We start from the raw sequence: 25,156 nt of genomic DNA, 5'->3' as shown, positions 1-25,156 counted from the left end.
TGTTCGCGGTTAAAGCCGCTCCCACAGTGATCGCGTCAGCTTTTAGATTTTGTACAAGGCAGCCGGCCCCAGAGGTTTACATGCTCCAGCAAGGGATCAGCTTAACTGGCTACCAAGGTCACGCAGGTAAGCCCAAGGGTAGATCCCGCGCTCATGCCCATCGCTGAACACCAGCTGCACGCCATACCCTTGCGACTCGATTTGCACCACGCGCACATCGTCGCGCACCAGGCTGATCCCACCTGACAGCCGCACCGCACGGCATTGTGAACAAGGGCAAGCACCGCGCAAACGGGTATGGCTGAGGCTGTGCTCACCGTCTTCCCATTGCAGCACCAATTGCCCTGGCGCGCGCAGGTTGCGGATGGCTTGCGGGGCGTTCATCAGGACACCCCGCGCAGTTGAGCCAGGGCAATCCGCACCGCCTTGCGTACCTCGGGGTCGCTGTCGGCCTCGGCAGCCTTCAGCACCGGCAAGGCACGCGCTTGGCCCAGCTCGCCCAGCGCCAGTGCCGCCTCTTTGCGCAGGTTGGCAATGCCATGGCCAAGCAGCGCGCCAAGCGTGTCCAGTGCAGCGGCATAGCGCAGCCGACCCAGTGAACGGGCTGCTCGCAGGCGTACCTGCCAAAATTCATCGGCAAGGGCATCCACCAGCGCCGGGCCTGCTGCTTCCTGACCGACTTTGCCTAAGGTGGTGGCGGCTTCTTCGCGCACTTGCCAGGCCTGGTCAGTCAATGCCGCCACCAACGCAGGCAACACCGCGCTGTCCCGGGCAAGGCCCAACGCGCCGATGGCCGCACGGCGCACCTCGGTGTCCGGCTCGGCCTGGGCGAGCGCTGCCAGCGCCTGCAACGCCGGCTGGTGCTTGAGCCAGCCAAGAATGCCCACAGCCTCACGCCGCACGGCGGCGTCATCATCGGCCAGCGCCAGCAGCGCAGGTTCGGCAGCATCGTCCAGGCGCAGCTCGCGCAAGGCCCGTAGGGCACTGGCGCGGACAAACGCATCGGCGTGTTTGACCCATGGCAGGATCAAATGGCCGGCTTCAAGGCTCTTGAGTTCGCTAAGGCTCTGCGCAGCTGCCAACCGTACCGGCTCGGCGGCATCGGCTAGCGCAGCGCACAGGGCTTGCACAACTTCGGGTTCTTCCCAGGCCTCAAGCAGGCGTGCGGCCTCGGCACGCACCTCATCGGCGGTATCTACCAGCAGGGCATCGGTGAGCCAAGGCAGACCATCCGGGTCTTCCAGGTCGGCCAGCTCGATCAGGGCGATGCGGCGCACGCCAGCGTCGCTGGCATCAAGGCGAGACAACAGGGCAAGGATGTCGGGGTTGTCGGTCGTTCGGTCAGTCATAGCGCGATCCGTAGCGGTGGGTGGTCAGTGTCCGGCAGGCCCAGCGGGGTGAGGCGCGGCAGTTCGCGGCCTTCCTCGTGGCGGAGCAACGCCAGGCAGTGACGCTTGAGGTGAGTGAATTCAGGGCTGGTCAGCAGGCTGGCGCGGCGGGGTCGCGCAAAGTCCAGGCGCAGGTCCTCGATAAAGCGACCGGGGCGCGGGCTCATCACCAGGATGCGGTCGGCGAGGAACAGAGCTTCGTCGATATCGTGGGTGACGAACACCACGGTGGTGCGGATGCTGGCCCAGATATCCAGCAACAGCTCCTGCATGCGTGCACGGGTTTGCGCATCCAGGGCGCCGAAAGGTTCGTCCATCAGCAATAGCCGTGGGCGGTTGATCAGCACCCGGGCAATTTCGGCACGTTGCTGCATACCGCCGGACAGCTGGTTGGGCCAGCGCCCGGCAAAGTCGGCCAACCCCACCAGTTGCAGCATTTCGCACGCTTGCCGGTGACGTTCGGCGCGGCCCAGGCCTTGCATTTTCAAGCCGAAGGCCACGTTGTCGAGCACGCTACGCCAGGGCAGCAAGGTGTGGTGCTGGAACACCATGCCACGCTGCGGTGACGGCCCGGCAACGGGCTGACCGTCCACGTTCAGCTGGCCGCTGCTGGGCACCAGGTGCCCGGCCAGGGCGCCGAGCAACGTCGACTTGCCACAACCGGAAGGGCCAAGGATGCAGACGAACTCGCCAGGCTCCACGGCAAAGTCCAGGCGCTGCACGGCCTCGAATGCTTCGCTGCCGTGCCCCAGGCGAATCGACAGGCCACGACCATCGATACGCCCCGGCGCCTGTTGATAACTGTTCATCAACTGGCCCTCCGCGTGCGGTACCACGGCGTGGCCAGCGCCCCCAAGCGCTTGACCAAGGCGCTGCTGCCCATGCCCAGCACGCCGATCAGCAACATGCCGACGATGATGTGCGGATAGTTTTGCAACGTGTAGGACTCCCAGGTGTAGTAGCCGATGCCGAACTGCCCGGAAATCATCTCGGCGGTGACCAGGCAGAACCATGACGTCCCCATGCCGATCGCCAGGCCGGTGACGATGCTCGGCAACGCCCCAGGCAACACCACTTCACGCAGAATCGCCCAGCGCCCGGCACCGAGGCTGCGCGCCGATGCCACCAGGCGCGGGTCGACAGCCTCGACGCCATGCACGGTGTTCAGCAGGATGGGGAACAACGCGCCGGTGAAGGTGATGAACACCATCGACAGTTCCGACGACGGGAACATCAGGATCGCCAGCGGGATCCACGCCACCGCCGGAATGGGCCGCAGCACTTCCAGCGGCGGTAGCAGGGTGTCTTCAGCCCATTTCGAGCGACCGATCAGCAACCCCAGGGCCACGCCGACCAGCGCCGCAGTTGCATAACCGGCAAACACCCGTGACAGGCTGCTGCCCAGGTGCGCCAGCAGGGTGCTGGAGGTCAGCAACTGCCAGGCAGCGTCCAGCACCGCCTTGGGTGTGGGGACATAGGTGAAGGTCAGCAGACCCAGGTCCAGTTTCACGTTTGCCGCCACCTGCCAGAACAGCAGGCAGGCCAGCAACGACGCCAGGCGCACCGGCCAGCGCTTGAGGTTGCGGGTCATGTCGATGCCTCCCGGTCAGCGCTGGGCGACCAGCTTCTGGTTGGCGCTGACGAAGTCCAGCGCCTCACCACCATGGGCCTTGGCATACTGCTCAGCCTGGTCCTTGAGCAGGAACGCCGCCAGTTCGCCGTTGGCGTTGCGCACGAACCAGGCCTGATTGGCCAGCAACTTGATCCCGCTGTCGGCGGCCTGGGCGTAGATGGCGCGGATGTCCTTGCCCTCCTGCTCCAACTGGGCCAGGGCACCAAGGGCCGCTTCCGGCGAAGCGTAGTGGCGGACCTTGTCTTCACCGCGCACCCAGATCTGCGCCAGGCGGCTGAGGTCGGTAATGGGCTTGCCGGTCAGCGCGTCATTGGCCTTGAGTGGCAGCGGGTCGTAGTCTTTCAGCGCCTTGTCGTAGTCCAGGCCAGCCTCTTTGAAGGCGGCACGGATGTACTGGTCGTCGATGAACTTGTCGGTGTCCAGGCCACGGTCGGTCTTTTTCAGCAACTTGAGCGTATCGATGGACGTAGCCACTGCCTGGCGGTATTCAGGCTTCCAGGTCAGGTCGCGGGTCTGCAGGCCGAGCGGGCCGTGGAACAGGTAATTGACCTCGGCTTCGATACCCGTGACCTTCTCGATCAACTCGCTGTACTTCTCAGGCTGCGCCGCGATCAGGCGGTCGGCTTCAAGGCTGGCGCGCAGGTAGGCGGTGACCACTTCCGGGTACTGCTTCGCGTAGTCGGCATCGACCAAGGCACCATGGAAGGTCGGTGCGTTGGCCTGGGCGCCATCGTAGATCTTGCGGGCGAAGCCGCGGTTGGGGAACAGCTCGGCGAACGGCACGAAGTCGGCGTGGGCTTCGATGCGGTTGCTGCGCAGGGCGGAACCGGCGATTTCCGGCGCCTGGGCAATGATACGCACATCCTTCTGCGGGTCCCAGCCCTGAGCGGCGACGGCGCGCAATAGCATGCCGTGGGCGGTGGAGGCGAACGGCACGGAAATGGTCTTGCCCTTGAGCTCAGCCAGCGACTGCACGCTGGATGCTGCAGGCACGACGATGCCGTTGCCGCTGCCATGCACGCTGCCCGACAGCACACTGATGAACAGGCTGCGCTTGCCGGCATCCAGGTGGGCAACGCCGTTGAAAGACCCAGGGAAGTCGGCCATGGCACCGAAGTCGAGTTTGCCGGCGACCATTTCGTTGGTCAGCGGCGCACCGCTGGTGAAGTTCTTCCACTCGACCTGGTAGGTGGCGTCCTTGTATTTGCCGTCGTGCGGTAGGTACTTGTCCAGCAGGCCCAACTCACGGATCAGCAGGCCGCCAGTGGCGCAGTTGATGGTGGTGTCCTGAGTGCCGATGGCGATGCGGATGGTTTCGGCACTGGCATTCAGGCCAGTGAGCGCCAGCGCGAGGCCGGCCACGGTTGCAACAAGGCGCATGGGTGTTTCCCCTCGAATCGTTATAAGAGTTGGCGTCGTCTCCGCCGCCCGGCTTGGGTGGTGGGAAACGAGGGGCACAGCAGGAGGGCGTCCGGTGGTTCGCCGGATGGCAGGATGGGTCAGCGCAGCAGGTACGGGATGTCGACCTTCACCGCACCGGTGGGGCAGTCCTTCTCGCAGGGCATGCAGTACCAGCATTCGTCGAAGGCCATGTAGGCTTTTTGCGTGGCCGGGTTGATCGCCAGCAGGTCCATGGGGCAGACCTCCACGCACACGGTGCAGCCTTTTTCGGCGATGCATTTGTCTTCGTCGATGGTGACCGGGGCGCTGCTGCGGAAGAAGATTTCTTGCGGCTGATAGGCCATTTCACGGAGTCCTTGGGGCCTGTGGCCCTCGTTATGTTTTTTGCTGAAGCTGATGGCCCAATCGCCGGCAAGCCAGCTGCCACAGGAAGGTGCAAACTTCACAGTCGATGCAGTACCTGTGGGAGCTGGCTTGCCGGCGATTGGGCTGCGAAGCAGCCCCACTCATGCCGCATCGGCCTTCACCCGCAACCGGTCATAAGCGGTCTGCTCTTCTGCATCCAGGGCGATCAGGTAGGGTTCGACGGCCTTTTTAAAGCTGGTCATTTCACCGTTCTCGCCCTTTTTCAGGTGGCAATGGCAGAACCACTCGCTATCGTTGCGCTCAGGAAAGTCCACCCGGTGGTGGTACAGCCCCCAGCGGCTTTCCTCGCGGAACAGCGAGGCCCGCGCCGCCATCTCGGCGCAATCGCGAATCACCGACACTTCCATCGCACGCATCAGTTCATGAGGGTTGCTGGCCTTCATCTGCTCCAGATCACGCTCGATCTCGGCAAAGCGCGCCAGGCCGATTTCCATCTTCTTGGTCACCTTCGGTGGCTGCAGGTAGTCGTTGACCATGCGCCGGAGCTTGTACTCGACCTGGGCTGGCGGCAGGCCATGCTCACGCTGCAGCGGGGCAAACACCCGCGCGCGCTCGCGTTCGACCTGCTCGGCATCGACCTCGGCGAGCTCGCGCCCGGCCACGTAATACGCGGCGTTCACACCGGCAAACCAGCCATACGTAAAGGCGCCGAGCATGTAGTTGTGCGGCACCGCAGCCATATCGCCTGCGGCGTACAGCCCTTTGACGCTGGTCTCGGCCTTTTCATTGACCCACACCCCCGATGCCGAATGCCCGGAGCAGAAACCGATCTCGGAGATATGCATTTCGACCATGTGCTGGCGGTAGTCGGTGCCACGCCCGGCGTGGAACTGTCCACGGCTGGGGCGCTCGTTGCTGTGCAGGATCTCTTCGATGTTCTGGATGGTTTCCTCGGCCAGGTGGTCCAGTTTGAGAAACACTGGGCCATTGCCGCCTTCGAGCTCCTGGTGGAACTCCCACATCATCTGGCCGCTCCAGTAGTCGCACTCGATGAAGCGCTCGCCCTTGCTGTTGGCGGTGTACCCACCCAGCGGGCCGGTGACGTAGGCACAGGCCGGGCCGTTGTAGTCCTTGATCAGCGGGTTGATCTGGAAGCACTCAAGGTTGGCCAGCTCGGCGCCTGCATGGTAGGCCATGGCATAGCCGTCACCGGCATTGGTCGGGTTCTCGTAGGTGCCCATCAAGTAACCCGACGACGGCAGGCCCAGGCGCCCGGCGGCGCCGCAGGCAAGGATCACCGCCTTGGCCCGCACCACACGAAACGCGCCGCTGCGGCAGTCAAAGCCCAGCACACCCGCGGCGGCGCCTTCGCCATCGAGCAGCACGCGGGTGCAGACCATACGGTTGCTGATCTCGACCCGGGCACGCTTGAGCTGCCGGTACAACACCTTCTTGATGTCGTGGCCTTCGGGCATGGGCAGCACGTAGGCGCCCATGTGGTGAACCTTCTTCACCGCGTAGTCGCCAGTCTCGTCCTTCTCGAACTTCACCCCCCAGCGGTCGAGTTGCTCGATGGTTTCAAAGCTGTGGGTTGCATAGGCATGCACGGTGGCCTGGTTGACGATGCCGTCATTGGCCACGGTGATTTCCTTGGTGTACTGCTCAGGGGTGGCGTGGCCGGGGATGATGGCGTTGTTCAAGCCGTCCATACCCATACTGATGGCACCACTGCGCTTGACATTGGCCTTGTCCAGCAGCAGCACGCGCAGGCTTTTGTCTTGCTCCTTGGCCTTGATCGCCGCCATCGGCCCGGCCGTGCCGCCACCGATGATGATGATGTCGTAGTCCTGGGTCTGGATGCTCATGCCTTGCCCCCTTTCTGGCGATCAATGCGCAGGCGGTACTGGAAGGCATCGCCGCGGTAGTAAAGGTGTTCGAAGTCCAGCGGCGTGCCGTCGGCAGCATGGGTCAGGCGCTCGATGCGCATGATCGGCGAGCCTTCTTCAACATCCAGGGCCTGGGTCAGGTCGCTATCGGCCAGCACCGCATCAATGGCCAGGTCGGCGTGGCCAAGGGCAATGCCGCAGTCGTTTTCCAGCAGCAGGAAGATGTCGCGGGTGACCAGGTCGGCCTTCTCCAGTTTTTCGCCGACGGCCTTGGGCAACCAGGTCAGCTCCAGTGACACCGGCTCGCGGTTGATCAGCCGCACCCGGCGGATTTCGGTGACCAGGCTGCCCTCCTCGACCTGAAGCCGGGCGGCAACCAATGCGTTGGCCGGCACATGGCGGAAGCTGCGCAGGCGGTTGATCACTTCGTAGCCCATCTGCGTCATCGACTCGCCCAGGCCCTGCAAGGTGCTGACGTTCTGGAACGCCTTGGGCTTGGCGACGAACGTGCCTTTGCCGTGGATCTTGAAGATCAGCCCTTCCTTCTGCAGGTCGCCCAGCGCCTGGCGTACGGTGATACGGCTGACGTCGAAGGCCTTGCCCAGTTCGCTCTCCGAGGGCATGCGGCTGTGCGGTGGATAAGTGCCGTCGAGGATGCGCTCGCGCAGCAGTTCCTTGAGCTGGGTGTAGAGCGGTACCGGGGACAGGGGGAGCAGTTCGGCCATGGGGTCTCTTCGCTGATCGATGACTTGTTATAACAAGTTGTGACCAGAGGATAGAGGGCATAAGAAGGGGGTGGGAAATATTGATATTGCATATGGATAGATGGATTTGCGCAGGGCAGTCGCCCGCAGAAGAGGAAAAAGGCCACAGATCAAGGCGATGGACGTCAACGACACAGATGGGTATCATGCGTGCGCGTTGCACTCGTAGCTCAGCTGGATAGAGTACTGCCCTCCGAAGGCAGGGGTCGTGGGTTCGAATCCCGCCGAGTGCGCCATATCAAAAAAAGCCCTGGGAAATCTCCCGGGGCTTTTTCGTTTATTCTGCCTGAACGTCTATCACTGGGCCGGCCCGCCGGTCGCCGTGCAATGCCATGTACCTGGCCAGTTCGCCCAGACGCTTGTCCAGTGCCTGCAGCAGCCTGTCGCGAGTGCCGTTCACTTCGTTGGCGTTGAAAATGCCGGGCTCTTTCAGGTACAGCTGAAACTGCTGGTTGATCTGCCTGGGCGACAGGGTCACGTAGTTCTCCCTGGCGTTGTGGTTGTACAGCGCCACCATCTGCCCCATGTCCTGGTTGGCGTTGCGCACAAACGCCATGCTCACATACTGCCCAGGGCGCACGCGCACACCGTTGTTGTTCAGCTGGAAACACGCCTCTTTGCCATTCTCCAGGCGCACCCAGAACTCGTGCTCCTGCACATTATGCGCAGTGACCTGCATGGACGATGAGCTGCTACCGGTATGGCCGGTGCCCTTCCACATGTGGCCACCGGTGGTGTGGTGCGAATGGTAGGCGTCCAGGTGCGTCTGGTTGCGTTTTTCGCTTTCCAGCACTTCGCCATTGCGCACGAAAAACATCAGCTGCCGCTCAAAATGGTTGAACGGTTCCTCGACGAAATTGATGTTTTCCGGTGTGAGGGTGATGTCATACATGGTGCGGATCATCTCCGCCCGCGCAGATTTGTCGCGCTTGGCCTGCTCTTGCAACTGGGCACGACGCTGCTTGGCATCGTCAATCGCCTTCAGCGCCTGGGCCTTGAGTATCGGCGTTTTCTCTTGCGCGTAGCCTGCGGCCTTGTCGCTGGCTTCCTTGATGATGGGCGCGGCTTTCTGCCCTGCCTCCACGGCCAGGTCGCGGGCCTTTTCCAGCGCCTGCGCGGCCTTGGCGGCCAACTCCGGGTTGGCATCATAGGCCTTCTTCTTCAGGTCATCCCAAAGGCTCATGCTCTTCGTGCTCCATTCGTCGATGATGAGTTTGCCGATGCCGTTGATCGGATCAGCGGAGTGTAACCGGATAAATCCTGCTTTGACGTCAAAAACCCACCCTTGTGAATTGACGAAAAAAGCACTTTGCCATTAGTGTTGCTCGGTTTTTCGGTATTGAATAATGGATACCGAACGGATTCGGCTAATAGACTAGGTAGGTCTACAAGGATGCGCGGAGTATTACTACGCAGCGGCAGAAGTGAACACTTCACCGCATTGGGCGAGACCGGTCAGCCCGTCTATCGCGCTGCTTTGCAGATTCGCGAAGCGATTCGCCGCAAGTATCCGGAGCACCCGGAACTGATCGAGCACCTGGCTATCCCGCAGAGCGATGAGCTGGGCAGCACCATCGACTGGTACAGCGACCGCCCGGGCGATGTGATCCCCTGGAGCAGCGCCACCGAGGAAGAGCGTGCGCCCGCGCGGGTTCAGCTTGAAGTGCTGCAGAGCAAGATCAACGCCCTGAGCAACACCTTGCTCGGCCTGGACGCCAATGGCCAACCTTCGGCCACTGCCCGCAAGGCTGCCGAGGGCGACAACGCCGTGTTCGGCAAACTGCTGACCTGTGTGGTGCCCTTTCCCGACGAAAACTTTGTCTACCTGGTCGATGGCCGCCCGGTACTGACCTTCTGGGGTTTCATTCATGCCGGTGCCGAGCGCAGCCGCCAGCCCCTGCATTGCCTGTACCCGCGCACCGCGCCTGTCGCCGAGCCGCAGGCCGCACCGCTGGCACCACCGCCTGCCGCCCCCATTGCGCCGGCAGCAGCGGTAGCGCCCGCCGCGGCCGTCGCACGCCTGCCGTGGTGGCGCAACTGGCGCTGGCTGCTGCCCTTGCTGTTGCTGTTGGCGCTGCTGCTCCTGCTGCTGCTGTTCGGGCTGCGCGGCTGCATCCCTGGGGTCAACCTCTCCGGCCCGGGCATCCCGGACCTTGGCCGCGATACCTCGGTGCCAGGCAATAACCAGGCCCGAGTGCCAACAGGATCGTTGAACATGGACGGCGCTGCGAACGGCGCACCCGGTGGCGTTACCCCAGACATGACGTCGGGTACCGAAAGCCCGGTTAACCTGCCGGGCGGCCCAGCCGATGCCGACGGCGGCGCGCCGCAAGGTGATAGCCCGGCGCCGACAGACAACGCCGAACCCTCTGCGCAAGGCGAGCCAGAAACACCGCCAGCGCCGCAGCAGCAGCCTGAGCAAGCATCTGACACTCCGCCGCCCGGTAGCCCAGAGGCCGCAACACCAGAGAACACGCCGCCTGCACCACCACAGCTGGCCGAAGACCAAGCGCAAGCCAGCAGCCAGCCGCCACAACCGAGTGACTTGAGCATTCCGCCAGATGCGGCCGATGGCAACGCTGACTTCCTCAACGGCAAATGGGCGGGTGCAGGCATTCAGGAAGCCGGCACTGGCAAGCCGGTGCGCCTGAAGTACGACTTCCAGAATGGCAAGGGCCAGGCCACGGTCACCCGCCCGGACAATGTCAGTTGCCAGGCGCCGGTTGCCGCCGCCATGCAAGGCGGCAAGTTGTCGATCAACAGTTCCGGCCAGGCCACTTGTGCCGACGGCAGCAGCTATGACCTGCCGCAAGTAGGTTGCGCGCCCAACGCCAGCGGCGTAGCCAATTGCGATGCCAACTACGGCGCCAAAGGCTTCAACATCCAAATGAAAAAAGCCGGCTAATCACACGAGAAACGCAGAAGATGTTGCCCGAAATCACCCAGTTCGAAGAAACGGTCACGCTGGTCAGCGATACCGGAATTCAATTCATGGATTTCGCCCTGCGTCTCGGCCCGGACGGCGAGCAGACCGGCAAATTCGTCCAGCTCAACAACGGCATGGTGCCTACGCGCCTGCTGTGGTCCAAGGAATACAAGGACTTCTACGAGCCCGAGCCAGACAAAGTGGTGCAGGTGGAGTTCGACACCAGCGAAGAGAGCCACTTCCGCCTGCCGATGGAAGACAGCCTGAAGCTGCTTGACGGGGTCTGGTTGCCCATCCCGTTCCTGCGTTTCACGCCGCCCTATCGCTTTGACGAAGGCCCGAACAACTGGGCGCGCATGCGTTTGGTCAAGCTCGCCGAGCCCGACCTCGACGGCAACACCCACCGCCTTACCCTCGGCTTCGACAGCCGCACCATGCCGCTGGTAACCGGCGCACCGTACCTGGCCCCCAACGAAGACGACGTGCGCTCCGGCGTGGCGTTCAAGCTGGCCTGCAGTGCCCGCGAGTACGGCTGGTTCCTGACCCACACCTGGATCCGTGACTGGCTGACCGAGGTGTACACCGAGGCCCGCGCCGAATGGACGCGCGAACGCCTGGACCGTGACCTGCAGGGCAACCGCCACCTTGGCCACTACCTGAACCTGCTGAGCCTGTTGCGCCGCCCGGTGCCGGCCGAGCAAAGCGCCGAAAAGCCCAAGGTAGAGATCCCGGAAATCAAGGTGATCGCCAACGAGGCCAATGGCATCGTCAAGCCGATCCCGGTGGACCTGGTGCTCGACGTAGGCAACTCGCGCACCTGCGGCATCCTCATCGAGGACCATGGCCAGGCCGGCTCAGGCATGCGCCACAACTACGTGCTGGCGCTGCGCGACCTGAGCGAGCCGGAAAAGGTCTACAACCAGGCCTTCGAAAGCCGTGTCGAGTTTACCCATGCGGCCTTCGGCAAAGACCACCTGTCGATCAAGAGTGGCCGGCACAATGCCTTCCAGTGGCCGACCATCGCCCGTGTCGGAGGTGAAGCCGGCCGCTTGGCCAGCCGCAACCGCGGCACCGAAGGCTCGACCGGCCTGTCCAGCCCAAAACGCTACCTGTGGGATGAAAAGGCCTACGGCCATGGCTGGCGCTTCAACACCGCCTACGTCAAGACCGACAAGGAGCCCATGGCCGTTGCCGCGCCCTTTGCCAACCTGATCAACGACCGTGGCCAGCCGCTGTACCTCAAGCCTTACGACATGCCGGTGTTCAACCCGCGTTATTCGCGCAGCAGCCTGATGACCTTCATGCTGGCCGAAGTCGTGACCCAAGCGCTGAGCCAGATCAACAGCCCGGCCCAGCGCTCGCGCCAAGGCCATGCGCGGGTGCCGCGCCAGCTCAACAGCATTACCCTGACCGTGCCGCCAGGCATGCCCCAGGCCGAACGCAGCTTGCTCAGCAACCGCCTGTACGAAGCCATCGGCCTGGTCTGGAAGAGCCTGGGCTGGCACCAGGACGAGAGCAACCCATTCAAGGGCAAAGACGTCAAGGCCCGTACACCGTTCCCCAGCGTACGCGTGGAGTGGGACGAAGCCAGCTGCGGCCAGCTGGTTTACCTGTACAACGAGGTCAACGAGAACTTTGCCGGCCACCCGGAAGAGTTCTTCGTCGCCCTGGCGCGCCCGGACAAACAGGAACACGAACAGATCACCCTGGCGACCATCGACATCGGCGGCGGCACCACCGACCTGGTGATCACCGATTACCGCCTGGACCGCGGCGCGAGTGGCGGTGCCGGCGCCAACGTGCATATCGTGCCGACCCAACGCTTCCGTGACGGTTTCAAGATTGCCGGTGATGACATCCTGCTGGACGTGATCCAGGAGTTCATCCTGCCGTCCTTCGCCCATGCACTGCGCTCGGCCGGCGTGCCGGCACCCGATGCGCTGATGTCGCGCCTGTGCGGCAATGGCGATGCCACCGCCCAGGAACGCCTGCTACGCCAGCAATTGAACCTGCAAGTATTCGTACCGCTGGGCCTGGCCCTGCTCAAAGCCTATGAGCAGTTCGACCCGGCACAACCGCAGGCCGCCGTGGAGCAGACCTGGCAGCAAGTATTGGGCGACGCGCAGATCAACGACAGCGTACTGGCGTTCGTCAATGCTGCCGTGCGCCGCGAAGTCGGCCGCGATGGTGCCTTGGACTTGCTGCAGACCCCCATCGTGTTCGACCTCGAGCGGGTCCACGCTGCCTTCATGGGTGGCCAGATCAACATCACCAAAGTGCTCGGTGAATTGTGCGAGGTGGTGTTCAACTACCCCTGCGACATGCTCCTGCTGACCGGCCGCCCTTCGCGCCTGCCCGGCATCCAGGCGTTCATCCGCCAGCGCCTGCCGCTGCCGCCAGGGCGCATCCTGCCAATGCAGAACTACCGCACCGGCGGTTGGTACCCGTTCCACCGCAATGGCCTGATCGACGACCCGAAAAGCACCGCCTCGGTGGGTGCGATGATCTGCCTGCTGTGCTCAAAGCACAGCGTGCCAAACTTCTACTTCCGCACTGCCGCGCTCAAGCCGTACTCAGTCATAAAGCACTTCGGGCAGATCGACAATGCCGGCACCATCAAGCGCGCCGACGTGCTCTACCACGACCTCAAGTCCGACAAGGGGCTGATCGAGCTGCCGATTGTCGGCGAAGGTGAGGAGCGCGGCACGCCATGGCTGGAAATGCGCGGCGACATGCACCTGGGCTACCGCCAACTGGCCGCTGAACGCTGGTCGGCATCACCGCTTTACACCCTGCGTTTCACCCCCTCGGGCAGCGCAGCGTTTTCCCGCGCGGTGGGCAAGAACGGCGAAGCGCCGGTGCTGCGCATTCGCCTGGAAATCGAGCAGTTCGACCAGGAAGAACGCGACCAGGGGCTGATCAGCGACAAGCTGGTCATCCAGAAGCTGGAATCGAACATCCAGGATGCCGACTTCGACTTCGACCGGGATCTTGAACTCTCACTCAACACCATGCCGACCATGAGCTTGAGTGACAGCGACTATTGGCTCGACAGCGGGAACGTCAAAGGAAAATGAGCGACCTTACGCCAAAGCAACAGCAGTTGATGGGTGCCTGGGGCGCCATTCACAAAGGTGCCGGTGAGGCCCTGGACTGGATCGAGCAGGTGCGTGGCAATGCCGCCAGTGTCGAAGCCGAGGCCGATGGCCTTGGCCTGCGCCTGAGGCGCGCGCGCAACCGGGCGAAAAACCTCCAGCGCAGCGCCGGCAGCCCCATGGCGGTAGGCTTCTTCGGCCTCTCGCAAGCGGGCAAGTCATACCTGATTTCCGCGCTGGCATCAGATGGCAATGGTAAGCTGGAGAGCGACTTTGGTGGACAAGTTCTGGATTTCATCCAGCATGTAAACCCGCCCGGCGGTGGCGGCGAAGCTACCGGCCTGGTCACGCGCTTCAGCCACACATCCAAGCCAAGCCAAGATACCCACTACCCCGTCGAGCTGAAGCTGTTCAGCGAAATCGAAATCGCGAAAATCCTGTGCAATGCGTGGTTCGAAGATTTCGACCATGAACGGATGGACTACAGCTTCACCGAGCAACGCATTCAGGCTGTGCTCAATGACCTCGAAGGCCAGGAAGGCAAGGTGCAAGCTGGGGTCAGCAGCGATGATGTGGTCGCGCTGTGGGATTACCTGAGAAGCAACTATGAGAAGTCCACTCGCCTTCTTGACGAACACTACTGGCCACGCGCAATAAAACTGGCGCCACGCCTTGCACCCCGTGAGCGTGCGAAACTGTTCTCTGTGCTGTGGGCTGGGCAGACACCCATCACCGACCTGTACATCGTGCTGACCGGTGCGTTGCACAGATTGGGCTATGCCGAAACGGTTTATGCGCCGGTAAGCGTGTTCAAGCAGGATACCGACGGCGTTACGGCATCGCCCTACAACATCATGAGCGTGGATGTTCTCAGCCGCCTGGACACCGGGCGCGATCAGCAACTCCAGGTACGGCCCAGCATCGATGGCAAGCTACAGGCCAGTGTCGGCGTCAGCATCGCCCAATTGGCCACGCTGGCAGTAGAGGTGAACTTCAGCCTGTTGAACAGGCCGACTGCCTCGGTGGCACAGGACGTCGACATTCTCGACTTCCCCGGCTATCGCACTCGTAACAAATACCTGTCCGTTGACGAAGCGGCCGTGAAAGAGTCCAGCGACGAGGTCTATCCGTACTGGAACCTGATCTTGCGCGGCAAGGTTGCCTATCTCTTCGAGCGCTACAGCGAAGCTCAGGAGATGAACGCCCTGGTGGTGTGCACGAGCACCATGAAGCAGAGTGACGTCATCAGCGTCGCACCGGTGTTGACCCGCTGGATCCACAATACCCAAGGCGCCACGCCAAAAGAGCGGGGCCAACGCGCGCCGGGCCTGATATGGGCCCTTACCATGTGCGATGGGTGGATCAACGGCACGCTCGGCAAGGAAGACACGCACCTGATCCAGGCCGCCGAGCGGCTGATGAAAATCACCATCATCGAGCGGTTTGGCAGCCAGGAATGGATGAAGGAGTGGTCGGTCGGCAAGCCATTCGACAATACCTACATGGTGCGCAAGCCTCGCCTGAAAGAAACGGCGTTCATCGAGCGTGACGCGCAGGGTCAGGAGCACCGTGTAATCGAGAGCTACGCCGCCGATATTCAGCGGCTCAGGCAATACGTGGTCGACTTCCCGACCGCCAACCGTCATGTGGCGCAAACCGGTGCCGCGTTCGACGCCATGATGACGCTGAACGATGGCGGCATCAGCCGTTTCAGCACCAGCTTCGCCTCGATCAATGACCTGGACTTCAAACTGGCGCGTATCGAAGAACAGCTGGAACAGTGCCGCACCGACCTGCTGGAACACGGCCTGAACACCTGGCGCGAAGAAGACTTCGAACAGCTGCTGAACAAGAAGCGGGAAAAGACCCAGTACCTGCTGGACAACCTGGGTGCCGACCCGGATGCGATCAGTGAGTTGATCCATGCCTTGCAGGTACCGGTCGAGCAGCTGCGCGACCTTTACCTGGGCGGCGTGTACGACATCGACGGCATTGACGGCGATGCTGCCGAAGAACCCGAACAAGCCGCCAAAGCCCCGGCCAACAAGGCCCCGGCCATCAGCTTCGGCAACCTGTTCGCCAATAACCCTGCCGCAGCACCCGCCCCGGCTGCCAAGCCGCTGGCCAAACGCCTTACTTCCGAGCAGCGTTTTGTCCGCGCGGCGTTGAAGGCGTGGATCAAGCATATGCGCGACCTGGGCACGCAACCCGCGCGCCTGAGCAGCCTGCGCATCAGCCGTGAAGTGGTCGAAGCCCTGGTCGAAGAACTGGTCAGTGCAGTGCGCCGCCCGCTGTTCATCGAGCAACTGGACACCGCGGTCATGCGCCGGGTGCTCAACGGCATGCGCCGCGACCAGATGGTCCAGCGCCAGGTGCTGACGGTGCAACTGGCCATGCGCGACTTCCTGTCCTGGTTCGGCTTGCTGGAGAAGCCCGCCGCTGAACGCCCGAACAGCCTGCTGGGTTCGCGCGAGCCGGTGTTCGGCTTCTACCAGAGCGTGCCCCAGGGCGAGCTGCCGGTGCTGCCGGAGCAACCCCCGCACCAAGAACAACGCTTCCTGGTCGACTGGCTGTCGGGCCTCGCCTGGCTGACCCAGGAAAACGCCAAGAGCGGCGCCGACCCGGAAATCACCACCGAGCAGCGACGCCAGTTGGCGGTGCTGCTGAACACCTTTCAAGCGAGTTGATTGCAATGGGTATCAGAGTTGATGTGCTGCCACTGGAAGTGAACACGCCGGGCCAGGGCCTGCTGCGGATCACCGGCTGGGAGGGCCCCAGCGAAGGGCTGCAATGCTCCCTGCAAAGCAGCCAGTCCCATGAGTTCCTGCATGAAGGCGGGCACTGGGGCAACGTCGCCCACTGGTTCCGCCTGGATAACCTGGTTGCCGTTGCCGGCGCCCCGGCCATCGAAACGCGGATCGGCCCCAACCTGATCAACCCTTTGCTGCAGGCCAGCGGCACCGCCACGTTCCGCATCGAGGTCAGCAACCCGCAAACCGGGCGCAGCGACCTGGGCATGGTGCGCATCAACAGCGCCATCATCGCCTCTGTCGAGTCCGGACCGGCGCTGGAGCAGTCTCCGCCACCGGCCCCGTTGGCCAGCGCATCGGTGGTTATCGAGCCGCCAGTGGCAATCACGCCTGAGCCTGCCCCGGCAGCGGTTGCAGAGCCCGCGCCAGCCCCTCAGCCGGCGCCAGCTGCTGCGGCGCCGACCGTGGCAAACAAGCCAGGCAACAAGTGGCTGCTGCCGCTGTTGATCCTGATTTTATTGGCAGTCGCGGCCGGCGCCGGTTGGTGGTGGTTCAACCGCGGCGCAGCCGAAGCGCCGGTACCCGTGCCGCCTGAAGACAAGTCTGTAACCCCGACCGAAGCGGCCAAACCCTGCTCGCTGGAAAGCATGAAAAGCCAGACCTCCCTGGCGTTCCTGCAGTCCTGCATCCAGAGCAAGCCGGACAGCGCCGCACTGCTTGACGTGATCAGCCTGGCCAAGGCCAACGACCAGTGCGACGTAGCCCAGCGCCTGTATGCCAACCGCGCCAATGCCGGTGACATCCAGATCGCCACGGCCTACGCCCACGAGTACGACCCCAAGTACCACCAGCCAAGCAACTGCTTCAAGGCACCGGAAGCCGCCACGGCAGCCTCCTGGTACGAGACCATCCTGGGCTTCGATGAAAACAACGCCGAAGCCAAGCAGCGTTATGAGGAGCTCAAGCCATGAAGATGCGTAGCTTTGGTGCCGCGCTGCTGGCCTTGTCCCTCAGCCCTGCCCTGCAGGCTGCCGACAAGCCGCTGCTGCAGGATGGCAAGAAAACCCTGTTCCAGCGTGTTCTGACCACCCCGGGTTGCAAGCTCAGCGACAGCGCAGGTGCCGCCCCGGGTGCCGCGCAACCCACGTTCAGCCGCTTTTATGTGTATGAGCGCGCCCAGGCCGACGCCCGCGAGTGGCTGCGGGTCGGCCCCGATACCCAGGGAAAGAGCATCGGCTGGCTGCCAGCGGACTGCACCGTCGAATGGAAAATGCAGCTGACCCTGGCCTTCACCAACCCCGCCAACCGCGACCGGCTGATGTTCTTCAAGGAGCGCAACCAGCTCGAAGGCATCCTCAATGCCCCCGACCCGGTCAGCCACGTGGCGCCGCTACGCGCCAAGCTCAAGCATGGCACCGAGGCGCCAGGGGTACTGGCCGAAGAGCCGGAGTACTTCGTCGACCTGCAAAAGAACTTCTACCTGCTGCCAGTGCTCAGCGGCGAAGAAGTGATGACCGAAGAAGGCTTCCGCACCCGCATCCTCAACGTGGCTTCGGTCAGCAAGGCCGACAGCGCCGCAGCGGCAGCAGCAGCGCCTGCGCCCGGCCAGGCCGCTGCCAACCAGCAGTTGAAGGCGTTCAGTGCAGCGGTGGTGTTCGTCATCGACTCGACCATCTCGATGGACCCGTACATCGACCGCACCCGTGAAGCAATCAAGCGCGTGTATGCGCAGATCGAAAAGGAAAACCTCGGCAAACAGGTCAAGTTCGGCCTGGTCGCCTACCGTTCCAGCACCAAAGCCGTGCCGGGCCTGGAATACGTTAGCAAGATGTACGCCGACCCCAATACGGTGAAGGACGGTGCCGACTTCATGGCCAAGGTTGCCGACCTCAAGCAGGCCAAGGTTTCTAGCAGCGAGTTCAACGAAGATGCCTACGCCGGCGTGATGTCGGCCGTCGACCAGATCGACTGGAGCCAGTTCGGCGCACGTTATGTGGTGCTGATCACCGATGCCGGTGCCATCGACGGTGGCGACAAACTGTCCAGCACCGGCCTTGGCGCGGAGCAGGTCAAGATCGAAGCCAGCAACCCGGGCGTCGCCCTGTATACCCTGCACCTGAAAACCCCGAGCGGCGCAAAGAACCACAGCAGTGCCGAGGCGCAGTACCGCACGCTGTCGAACTACCCGGGTACCAACACCTCGCTGTACTACCCGGTAAATGCCGGCGACGTGGAGGCCTTTGGCCGCAAGGTCGACGGCCTGGCTGCGGCCATCACCCAACAAGTGCAGGCGGCCTACATGGGCGAAGCCGCCATTGGCAGCGCCACTAACGCCAAGGCCGCCCCCGCCGAGCAGAAAATGCTCGAAGATGCCGCGCTGATTGGCCACGCCATGCAGCTGGCCTACCTGGGCAAAGCCAATGGCACCCAGGCGCCGCCCGTATTCCAGGCCTGGATCAGCGACCGCGACCTGATCAAGCAGAACGTGCCGACCACCGATGTGCGCGTGCTGTTGACCAAGGCCCAGCTCAGCGACCTGAGCGATGTGCTCAAGCAAATCCTCGATGCGGCCAACGAAGGCATGATTTCGCCAGACGAAATGTTCACCCGCCTGCGTTCGGTTGCAGCGACCATGGGCGCCGACCCGAACCAACTGAAGCAGGGCTCGACCACGCGCGTGGCCGACCTCGGCGTATTGGGCGAATACCTGCAAGACCTGCCCTACCAGAGCGAAGTGTTGAACCTGGACGAAGAAACCTGGAAAGGCTGGGACGGCCTGGCCCAGGAGAAATTCATCCGCAGCCTGAGCACCAAACTTCGCCATTACCAGCGCTACAACGCTGACGTCGACCGCTGGGTCGCCCTGGCCCCGGGCAGTGACAGCCGTGACAACGTCTACCCGGTGCCACTGGAAATGATGCCCTAAACCCACATGCTCGATATCAAGGGACTACGGGTTGTTCGAGGCGAAGGATCGCAGGCTCACCGGATACGGCTGGACGCGCTGCGCCTGCAGGCCGGCGAGATTCGCGCCATTACCGGCGAAAGCGGCTGCGGCAAGAGCACACTGCTGGAAGCCATCGGCCTGCTGCTCAAGCCTGAGCAACTGACGCACTACCGGCTTGGCCCGCAAGGCCTGGACGTGGCCAGCCTGCTGGCCACCGACCAGCAACCGGCACTGGCGGCATTGCGCTCGCGCGAGCTGGGCTTCGTGTTGCAGAACGGCGGCTTGCTGCCGTTCCTCAGTGTGCGCGACAACATCCTGCTGCCGCGCCGCCTGCTCGGCCTTGCACCTGCCAGCGCGGCGGTGGACAAGGCCGTCGACGCATTGCGCCTGGCACCGTTGCTGGGCAAGTTGCCCCAGGCCCTGTCCATTGGCGAGCGCCAGCGGGTGGCTTGCGTGCGCGCCATCGCCCACGAGCCAAAGGTGTTGCTGGCCGACGAGCCAACCGCCGCACTGGACCCACACAACGCCGAGCGGCTGTTCGAGCTGCTGCTGAACCTGGTGGCCGAGCTGGGGCTCAGCGCCTTGGTGGTGTCACACGACTGGGCGCTGGTCGAGCGCTTCGGCCTGCCGCGGCTGGCCGCCATCAACGGTGAAGGGGAAACACGCTTTGAACCCGTGGCATAAACGCCTGGCGCTGCTGGTCAGGTTGTCCCTGGCCGACCTCTGGCACGACCGTAACGTGTCCCTGTGCATGGCGGCCTCGCTGGTCGCCGTCATCGCCCCGCTGCTGTTGCTGTTCGGCCTCAAGCACGGGGTGGTCAGCCAGTTGCAGCAGGAACTGCTCAGCGACCCGCGCAATCTCGAAGTCAAGATGCTCAGCAGCGGCCACTTTGACCAAGCCTGGTTGCAGCGCCTGCAGGCACGCCCGGAAGTGGGCTTCGCCATTGGCCAGACCCGCTCGCTGAATACCCAGGCCGACCTGCTCGGGGCCCATGGCCGCTTTGCCGACAATGTCGAAGTCATTCCTACCCGGGCCGGCGACCCGTTGCTGGCGACCGACCTGAGTGAGCTGGCGCACGACCAGCTGATCCTCAGCGAACGGGCCGCCGAGCGCCTTGATGCCAAGGTCGGTGACCGCCTGCGCCTGCGCGTTGCCAGGCGCCTGAACGAAGTCAACGAGCGCGGCGAGCGCACCCTGCAGGTACGCGCCATCGTCAGTGCTGTGCGCTTCGCCCGGCCGGCAGCCTTCGTCAGCCCCGAGCTGCTGATGGAGCTTGAGCATTACCGCGATGGCTACCGGGTCGCCAGCCTGGGGGCTAGCAGCGGCCAGGCCATGGACACCCTGAAAATCGGTTATGCCCGGGCGCGGGTCTATGCGCGGGACATCGACAGCGTGGCGCCGCTGGAACACTGGCTTAATGCGCAACGTATCGAGACCACCAGCCGCTTGGCGGAGATCGACAACGTCAAAGCGATCAACCACGTGCTGGGGCTTATTTTCGGCGTTATTGCCGGTGCCGCCCTGATCGGCTGTATCGCCTCGTTGGTAGGCGCTTTCCTGGCCAACATCGACCGCAAGCGCCGCCACCTGGCAGTGCTGCGCCTGCTTGGCTTCAGCAGTGCCGCAGTGTCCGCCTACGTGGTGCTGCAAGCGCTCGTGCTGAGCCTGGCAGGCTATCTGGGCGGGCTTGCCAGCTATTACCTGGGCAGCCTGCTGTTCGACCGGCTGCTGGTCAGCAGCCAGGCAACCGGCGCCTTCATCTGTCACATCACCGTCTGGCATGGCCTGGTCGCCCTGCTGCTGGCCTTTTTGGTCGCCGGCCTGGTCGCCCTGATCGGCGCCTTGCGTGCCATACGGATACAACCTGCGGAGAGCCTGCGTGAACTCTAAAGCCTATAGCCGCCTGCTGCTGGCACCACTCGCTCTCGGCTTCGCGCTGCAAGCAGCAGCGGCAAGCTGGGACGAGAAATACTTCAACCCGATGCCCGAGGCCGACGACGTGGTGCTGCCCATGCCCTGCGAGGGGGCCATGGTGTTTCGCAAGGTGATGATCCCGGTGGCCGGGCCTCTGGACGACTACCCGATCAATATTGGCCAGGACAGCGCCGAATGGGGCTATGTCGAGCAGACCCGGCCCGCCTTCATCGCCGGCAGCTTCACCAGCGCCAAGGGCGAGAAATCGCGCTACTACCTGCTGGCCAAATACGAGATGAGCCAGTTGCAGTACAAGGCGCTGATGGACGAAACCTGCCCGACCGCCTCCAACAAGCAACGCCTGCCGGTGGTGTCGGTTTCCTGGCTGGATGCCCTGCAGGCCGCCGATAAGTACAACCGCTGGTTGCGCGCCAATGCGCCCGACAAGCTGCCCCGCGAAGATGGCGCGCAAGGCTTTCTGCGCTTGCCGACCGAGGTGGAATGGGAGTTCGCCGCGCGCGGCGGTCTGCAGGTCAGCACGGCCGAATTCCGCGATGGCCGCTACCCCATGGCCGAAGGCCTGAATGCCTACGAGTGGTTCGCCGGCGCCCAGTCTGCCAACGGCCAGTTGCAGCTGACCGGCCTGCTCAAGCCAAACCCGTTAGGCCTGCACGACATGCTCGGCAATGCCAGCGAAATGATGTTCGAACCGTTCCGCCTGAACAAGCTCGACCGCCAGCACGGCCAGGCCGGCGGCTATGTGGTGCGCGGTGGCAACTACCTGACCAGCGAGGGTGAACTGCGCACCTCGCTGCGCCAGGAGGAACCGTATTACAACGCCGAAGGCGCCGTGGCCAAAAAGACCAACGGGCTGCGCCTGGCCATGGTTTCCCCGACCCTGACCTCACGTGACCGGGTCAAGAGCATCGAGAAAAGCTGGAATAACCTGGGCAGCGATCAGCCGGCCGCTGACAGCAAACAGAAAGGCACGGTGAAAGCGCTGGAAGAGCTGGCCTCCAACGTCGAAGACCAAGCCCTCAAGACCCAGCTGAAAACGGTCGAAGGCCAGCTGCGCGCCAGCAACCAGCAGCAGCAAGAAGCTCGCGACCAAGCCATCCGCGCCAGCCTCAACCTGGGTGCCTTCCTGTGCACCAAGATGCTCGACGACGGCCAGTACCTGGACTTCCTGCAGAAAAACTACGCCAGCAACTGCAAAGCCGGTGAAGAAGACCCGACCTGTGGCGTGCGCAAGGTCAAGCTCGAAGAGCAGGAACAACGCCTGCACAAGCTCAGCCGCTATTACGCCAGCTCCTTGGTGGAGTCCGGCTCGCTGTACGGCAAAGACTTGATCGAAGCCCAGGTCCCGGTGCTGGACGGCTCGCTCAAGGCCAACAAGAACCTCAAGGAACTGTCGCCATACCTGCAAACCCACTGGGCCAACCAGGTGTCGTTCCTCAAGACCCAGAAAATTGACGCCACCACTTGGCTGAACACCTGCAAGACCGTCACACACTGACCCAAGGACACCCAGGAGCCGCAGCATGAACACCACTACATCCAGCCGTATCAACCCTTGGCTCAGTTTGCTGATGGCCGCGTGCCTGGCCTTTACCGGGTGCGCCAACACCGGCAGCTCCATGACCGGTAGCGGCGGCACGCCCGACCCGCGCCTGACCAGCGGCAACGATGCCAAGTTCTTCACCACGTCGGGCTTCCAGGCCTGTGCCATCGCCGCTGGCGGCGGCATCCTCGCCTGCATGTTGTCCAATTCCGGCAACAAGGCGGCATGCTCGATCATTGCCGGTGTCGCCGCGTGCGGTGTGGCCATGGGTGCCAACTACTACCTGGACCAGCGCCGGGCCAAGTATGCCGATACCACCGAGCGCCTGAATGCGATGACCACCGAAGTACAAGGTGAAACCGCCAAGGTCGCGGAGCGTACCAATACCCTGCAACGCGTCATCAATGACGACAAGCAACAGATCGCCAGCATCCAGAAGAGCATCAAGGCCAAGACCGTCGACAAGGCCAAGGCACAGAAGGACATTGCCAGCATTGACCAGAACATCGGCCTGATGCGCAAAGACCTGAACAACATGAAAACCCGGGTCAACGAATACCAGCAAGTGGCCAAGCTCGAGCGTGACGGCGGTGCCAGCCAGGCCGAAGTGCAGAAGGTGGAAGCCGAGATCGCCAAGATGAACACCAAGGTCGCATCGCTGCAGCAAGAGGTCGACGGCCTCTACAACCAGCGTTCGGCCATCACCTTGGGCTAAGGGAGAGCACGCCATGTTCCTGCGTAATTGCCTGTGCCTGGCCCTGCTGGCCAGCCTTGCCGGGTGTGCGACCACTGCTTCGCAGTGCAATGCCTCCGACAGCAACGCCAGCCTGATTGGAAAACTCAACTGTGACTATGGCGGGGGCTATGCCGAAGGCGTACGCAACAGCGAGCAGAACCTGCAGAGTGCCCAGGAGCAGAATCGCCAGTTCAACGCGGTTTACGCGCAGTTGAGCGCGCTGCAGACCTCGACCCGCCAGGACCTGCAAAGCCAGCAGCGCCAGCAGGCCAGCCTGGAGAAGTCGTTGAGCGGCCTGTTGAGTACCCTCAAGGCCCGCCATGGCAACAAGAACGATGTGCAAAAACAGATCGCCGGCCTGGAGCAGCAGCTCAAGGCCAACCAGGCGGCACCTTCGGCCAATGCCAGCAGCGCCCAGATCGAAGCCCGCAAGCAGAAACTCAAGGACCTGCAACAACAGGTCAGCCGCCTACAGCTGAGCCTGGGTTACGAGTAAAACCTCTTCGGCAGCTTCGGCTGCCGAATCTTTTCAGGATATCCACATGCAGCGGGTTACCCGCGACACCAGCCCCGCCAAGGACGACCTGCGGGCACTCGAAGCCGCCATGGCGATCATCGTCAGGCACTTCCCCCCCAGTATTGCTCATCTGTTTGCCACCCCGCGCACTGGCAAGGACGGCCTGCGCGAATGGTGGTCGGACCTGCAAGGCCAACCGCACCGGTACCACGACCTGGGCGCCGAGCAGCAGGCAGCCTTGCTGCGCCTGTACGACGAGCGCCAGGACGCTGTGCGCCAACTGGTCGGCAAGCTGGAAAGCTTGGGCCAGGCCAACGAGGCGGCGCTGTTGCGCAAGCTGATCGGGCCTGCCGACCTGAACAACCTGTACAGCGTCAACGGGCAACCGCTGGTGGTGCGCTGGGCCGAGCCTGCAGCGGCCAAGCCCGCGCCAGCACCCATGCCGCCACCTGTGCCGCCGCGTGCGCCAGTGCTACGCCGACGCTGGATATGGCTGCCGTGGTTTCTGCTGCCACTGTTTGGCCTGCTGTTGCTGGCCCTGGCCTTGTGGTTCGGCTGGCCTTACCTGCAGCACTGGTTTGCCAGCCGCGAGACCACGCCGTTCGCCTGTGTGAAGGACACGCGGATACAGCCGCCGGAATTTTCCGTGGTGCTCGACACCTCAGGCTCAATGCAACTCAACGTCGCGGCCACCCAGGAAGACGAGCAATGGTACTTCCAGCACATCAATGATGACCCCAACATCGATCAGCAGCGTGTTGCGCAGCTTACCCAAGCCCCCGTGCGCATGGACGTGGCCAAAAATAGCCTGACCCACCTGATCAACGACCTGCACCCGGCGGTGGACATGCGCGTGGTGACGTTCGATGGCTGCCGCGCGCCGATCGATAATGGCGTGTTCACGCTCGCCCAGCGCCCCGATCTGATCAAAGGTATCCAGGCACTGGTTCCCGACGACGGCACCCCCCTGGCAGCCAGCCTGGACGTAGCCGCCAGAACCATGAACGGCCGCGACCGCGACGGTGTGATCCTGATGTTCATCGACGGCGCGGACGGCTGCGAGCAGGACGTTTGTGCCGTGGCACAACGGATTGCCCGCGAACAGCCCCGCCTGCGCGTCAACCTGATCAACATCAGCAACAGCAACCTGGCCAGCTGCGTCGCCGAGCACACCGGTGGCCGCATCTATTCCGCCAACGATGCCGAGCAGGTAGCCGCGGCCATCAAGGATGCCAGCCAGGAAGTCTCCAGCACGGCCGATTGCGACTAGG

Annotated in this window: 20 protein-coding genes and 1 tRNA gene; 12 read left to right on the top strand and 9 right to left on the bottom strand. The window is 63.2% G+C overall.

Features of this window, described 5'->3' with window-relative positions:
• Positions 1-96 precede the first annotated feature (96 nt).
• From ACI2KG_RS06790 to ACI2KG_RS06755, 8 genes are all read right to left on the bottom strand, one after another.
• On the bottom strand, positions 97-384 hold the full coding sequence (locus tag ACI2KG_RS06790) for a DUF971 domain-containing protein (protein ID WP_404661321.1): 288 nt from the start codon (positions 382-384) through the stop codon (positions 97-99).
• Complete coding sequence (locus ACI2KG_RS06785) at positions 384-1,349, bottom strand: HEAT repeat domain-containing protein (protein WP_404661320.1); 966 nt, start codon at positions 1,347-1,349, stop codon at positions 384-386. Before ACI2KG_RS06785 ends, ACI2KG_RS06790 begins: the two co-directional genes overlap by 1 nt.
• Entirely contained in the window at positions 1,346-2,197 is an 852-nt protein-coding gene (locus ACI2KG_RS06780) for an ABC transporter ATP-binding protein (RefSeq protein ID WP_400616580.1), read from the bottom strand. The genes ACI2KG_RS06785 and ACI2KG_RS06780 overlap by 4 nt, the downstream gene beginning before the upstream one ends.
• A complete protein-coding gene (locus ACI2KG_RS06775) occupies positions 2,197-2,979 on the bottom strand; it encodes an ABC transporter permease (protein ID WP_400616578.1) in 783 nt (260 codons plus the stop codon). Before ACI2KG_RS06775 ends, ACI2KG_RS06780 begins: the two co-directional genes overlap by 1 nt.
• Positions 2,980-2,994: 15 nt before the next feature.
• Positions 2,995-4,401 carry an ABC transporter substrate-binding protein gene (locus tag ACI2KG_RS06770; RefSeq protein WP_404661319.1) on the bottom strand — a complete coding sequence of 469 codons (1,407 nt, stop codon included), beginning with the start codon at positions 4,399-4,401 and terminating at the stop codon, positions 2,995-2,997.
• Positions 4,402-4,520: 119 nt separating this feature from the next.
• The gene (locus ACI2KG_RS06765; RefSeq protein ID WP_008096634.1) at positions 4,521-4,766 is read right to left on the bottom strand and encodes a ferredoxin family protein; all 246 of its coding nucleotides are present in this window, start codon (positions 4,764-4,766) and stop codon (positions 4,521-4,523) included.
• 162 nt (positions 4,767-4,928) lie between these two features.
• On the bottom strand, positions 4,929-6,653 hold the full coding sequence (locus ACI2KG_RS06760; protein WP_404661318.1) for a fumarate reductase/succinate dehydrogenase flavoprotein subunit: 1,725 nt from the start codon (positions 6,651-6,653) through the stop codon (positions 4,929-4,931).
• A complete protein-coding gene (locus ACI2KG_RS06755; RefSeq protein ID WP_086975976.1) occupies positions 6,650-7,399 on the bottom strand; it encodes a GntR family transcriptional regulator in 750 nt (249 codons plus the stop codon). Before ACI2KG_RS06755 ends, ACI2KG_RS06760 begins: the two co-directional genes overlap by 4 nt.
• 198 nt (positions 7,400-7,597) lie before the next feature.
• Between ACI2KG_RS06755 and ACI2KG_RS06750 the strand changes: the two genes are divergently transcribed.
• Positions 7,598-7,674 (top strand) — tRNA-Arg (locus ACI2KG_RS06750).
• 41 nt (positions 7,675-7,715) lie between these two features.
• On the opposite strand, the gene ACI2KG_RS06745 is transcribed toward ACI2KG_RS06750, so the two are convergent.
• Entirely contained in the window at positions 7,716-8,621 is a 906-nt protein-coding gene (locus tag ACI2KG_RS06745) for a hypothetical protein (RefSeq protein ID WP_404661317.1), read from the bottom strand.
• 210 nt (positions 8,622-8,831) lie between these two features.
• On the opposite strand from ACI2KG_RS06745, the gene ACI2KG_RS06740 reads away from it, so the two are divergent.
• From ACI2KG_RS06740 to ACI2KG_RS06690, 11 genes are read left to right on the top strand one after another with little or no spacing between them, the layout of a single operon-like run.
• A complete protein-coding gene (locus ACI2KG_RS06740; RefSeq protein ID WP_404661316.1) occupies positions 8,832-10,343 on the top strand; it encodes an SrfA family protein in 1,512 nt (503 codons plus the stop codon).
• Between the two features lie 20 nt (positions 10,344-10,363).
• Positions 10,364-13,441, top strand: a complete 3,078-nt coding sequence (locus ACI2KG_RS06735) for a virulence factor SrfB (RefSeq protein WP_404661315.1) — start codon at positions 10,364-10,366, stop codon at positions 13,439-13,441.
• On the top strand, positions 13,438-16,146 hold the full coding sequence (locus ACI2KG_RS06730; protein ID WP_404661314.1) for a virulence factor SrfC family protein: 2,709 nt from the start codon (positions 13,438-13,440) through the stop codon (positions 16,144-16,146). Before ACI2KG_RS06735 ends, ACI2KG_RS06730 begins: the two co-directional genes overlap by 4 nt.
• 5 nt (positions 16,147-16,151) lie before the next feature.
• Entirely contained in the window at positions 16,152-17,180 is a 1,029-nt protein-coding gene (locus ACI2KG_RS06725; RefSeq protein ID WP_404661313.1) for a hypothetical protein, read from the top strand.
• Positions 17,177-19,135: a vWA domain-containing protein gene (locus tag ACI2KG_RS06720; protein ID WP_404661312.1), complete on the top strand. Its 1,959-nt coding sequence runs from the start codon at positions 17,177-17,179 to the stop codon at positions 19,133-19,135. The genes ACI2KG_RS06725 and ACI2KG_RS06720 overlap by 4 nt, the downstream gene beginning before the upstream one ends.
• Before the next feature lie 6 nt (positions 19,136-19,141).
• Complete coding sequence (locus ACI2KG_RS06715) at positions 19,142-19,840, top strand: ABC transporter ATP-binding protein (RefSeq protein WP_404661311.1); 699 nt, start codon at positions 19,142-19,144, stop codon at positions 19,838-19,840.
• The gene (locus tag ACI2KG_RS06710) at positions 19,824-21,047 is read left to right on the top strand and encodes an ABC transporter permease (protein WP_404661310.1); all 1,224 of its coding nucleotides are present in this window, start codon (positions 19,824-19,826) and stop codon (positions 21,045-21,047) included. Before ACI2KG_RS06715 ends, ACI2KG_RS06710 begins: the two co-directional genes overlap by 17 nt.
• A complete protein-coding gene (locus tag ACI2KG_RS06705) occupies positions 21,037-22,587 on the top strand; it encodes a formylglycine-generating enzyme family protein (RefSeq protein ID WP_404661309.1) in 1,551 nt (516 codons plus the stop codon). The genes ACI2KG_RS06710 and ACI2KG_RS06705 overlap by 11 nt, the downstream gene beginning before the upstream one ends.
• 25 nt (positions 22,588-22,612) lie before the next feature.
• On the top strand, positions 22,613-23,347 hold the full coding sequence (locus ACI2KG_RS06700; RefSeq protein ID WP_400616552.1) for a hypothetical protein: 735 nt from the start codon (positions 22,613-22,615) through the stop codon (positions 23,345-23,347).
• A gap of 13 nt (positions 23,348-23,360) precedes the next feature.
• Positions 23,361-23,864, top strand: coding sequence for a hypothetical protein (locus ACI2KG_RS06695; RefSeq protein WP_404661308.1), 504 nt, complete (start codon positions 23,361-23,363; stop codon positions 23,862-23,864).
• Between the two features lie 46 nt (positions 23,865-23,910).
• Positions 23,911-25,155, top strand: coding sequence for a hypothetical protein (locus ACI2KG_RS06690; protein ID WP_404661307.1), 1,245 nt, complete (start codon positions 23,911-23,913; stop codon positions 25,153-25,155).
• The last annotated feature ends 1 nt before the right edge of the window (position 25,156 follow it).

It is taken from the genome of Pseudomonas sp. NPDC089407 (genome assembly GCF_044900445.1).
Classification (GTDB): Bacteria; Pseudomonadota; Gammaproteobacteria; order Pseudomonadales; family Pseudomonadaceae; genus Aquipseudomonas.
The sequence above is the reverse complement of the archived record's forward strand: the minus strand, read 5'-3'. Positions and strand labels throughout refer to the sequence as shown.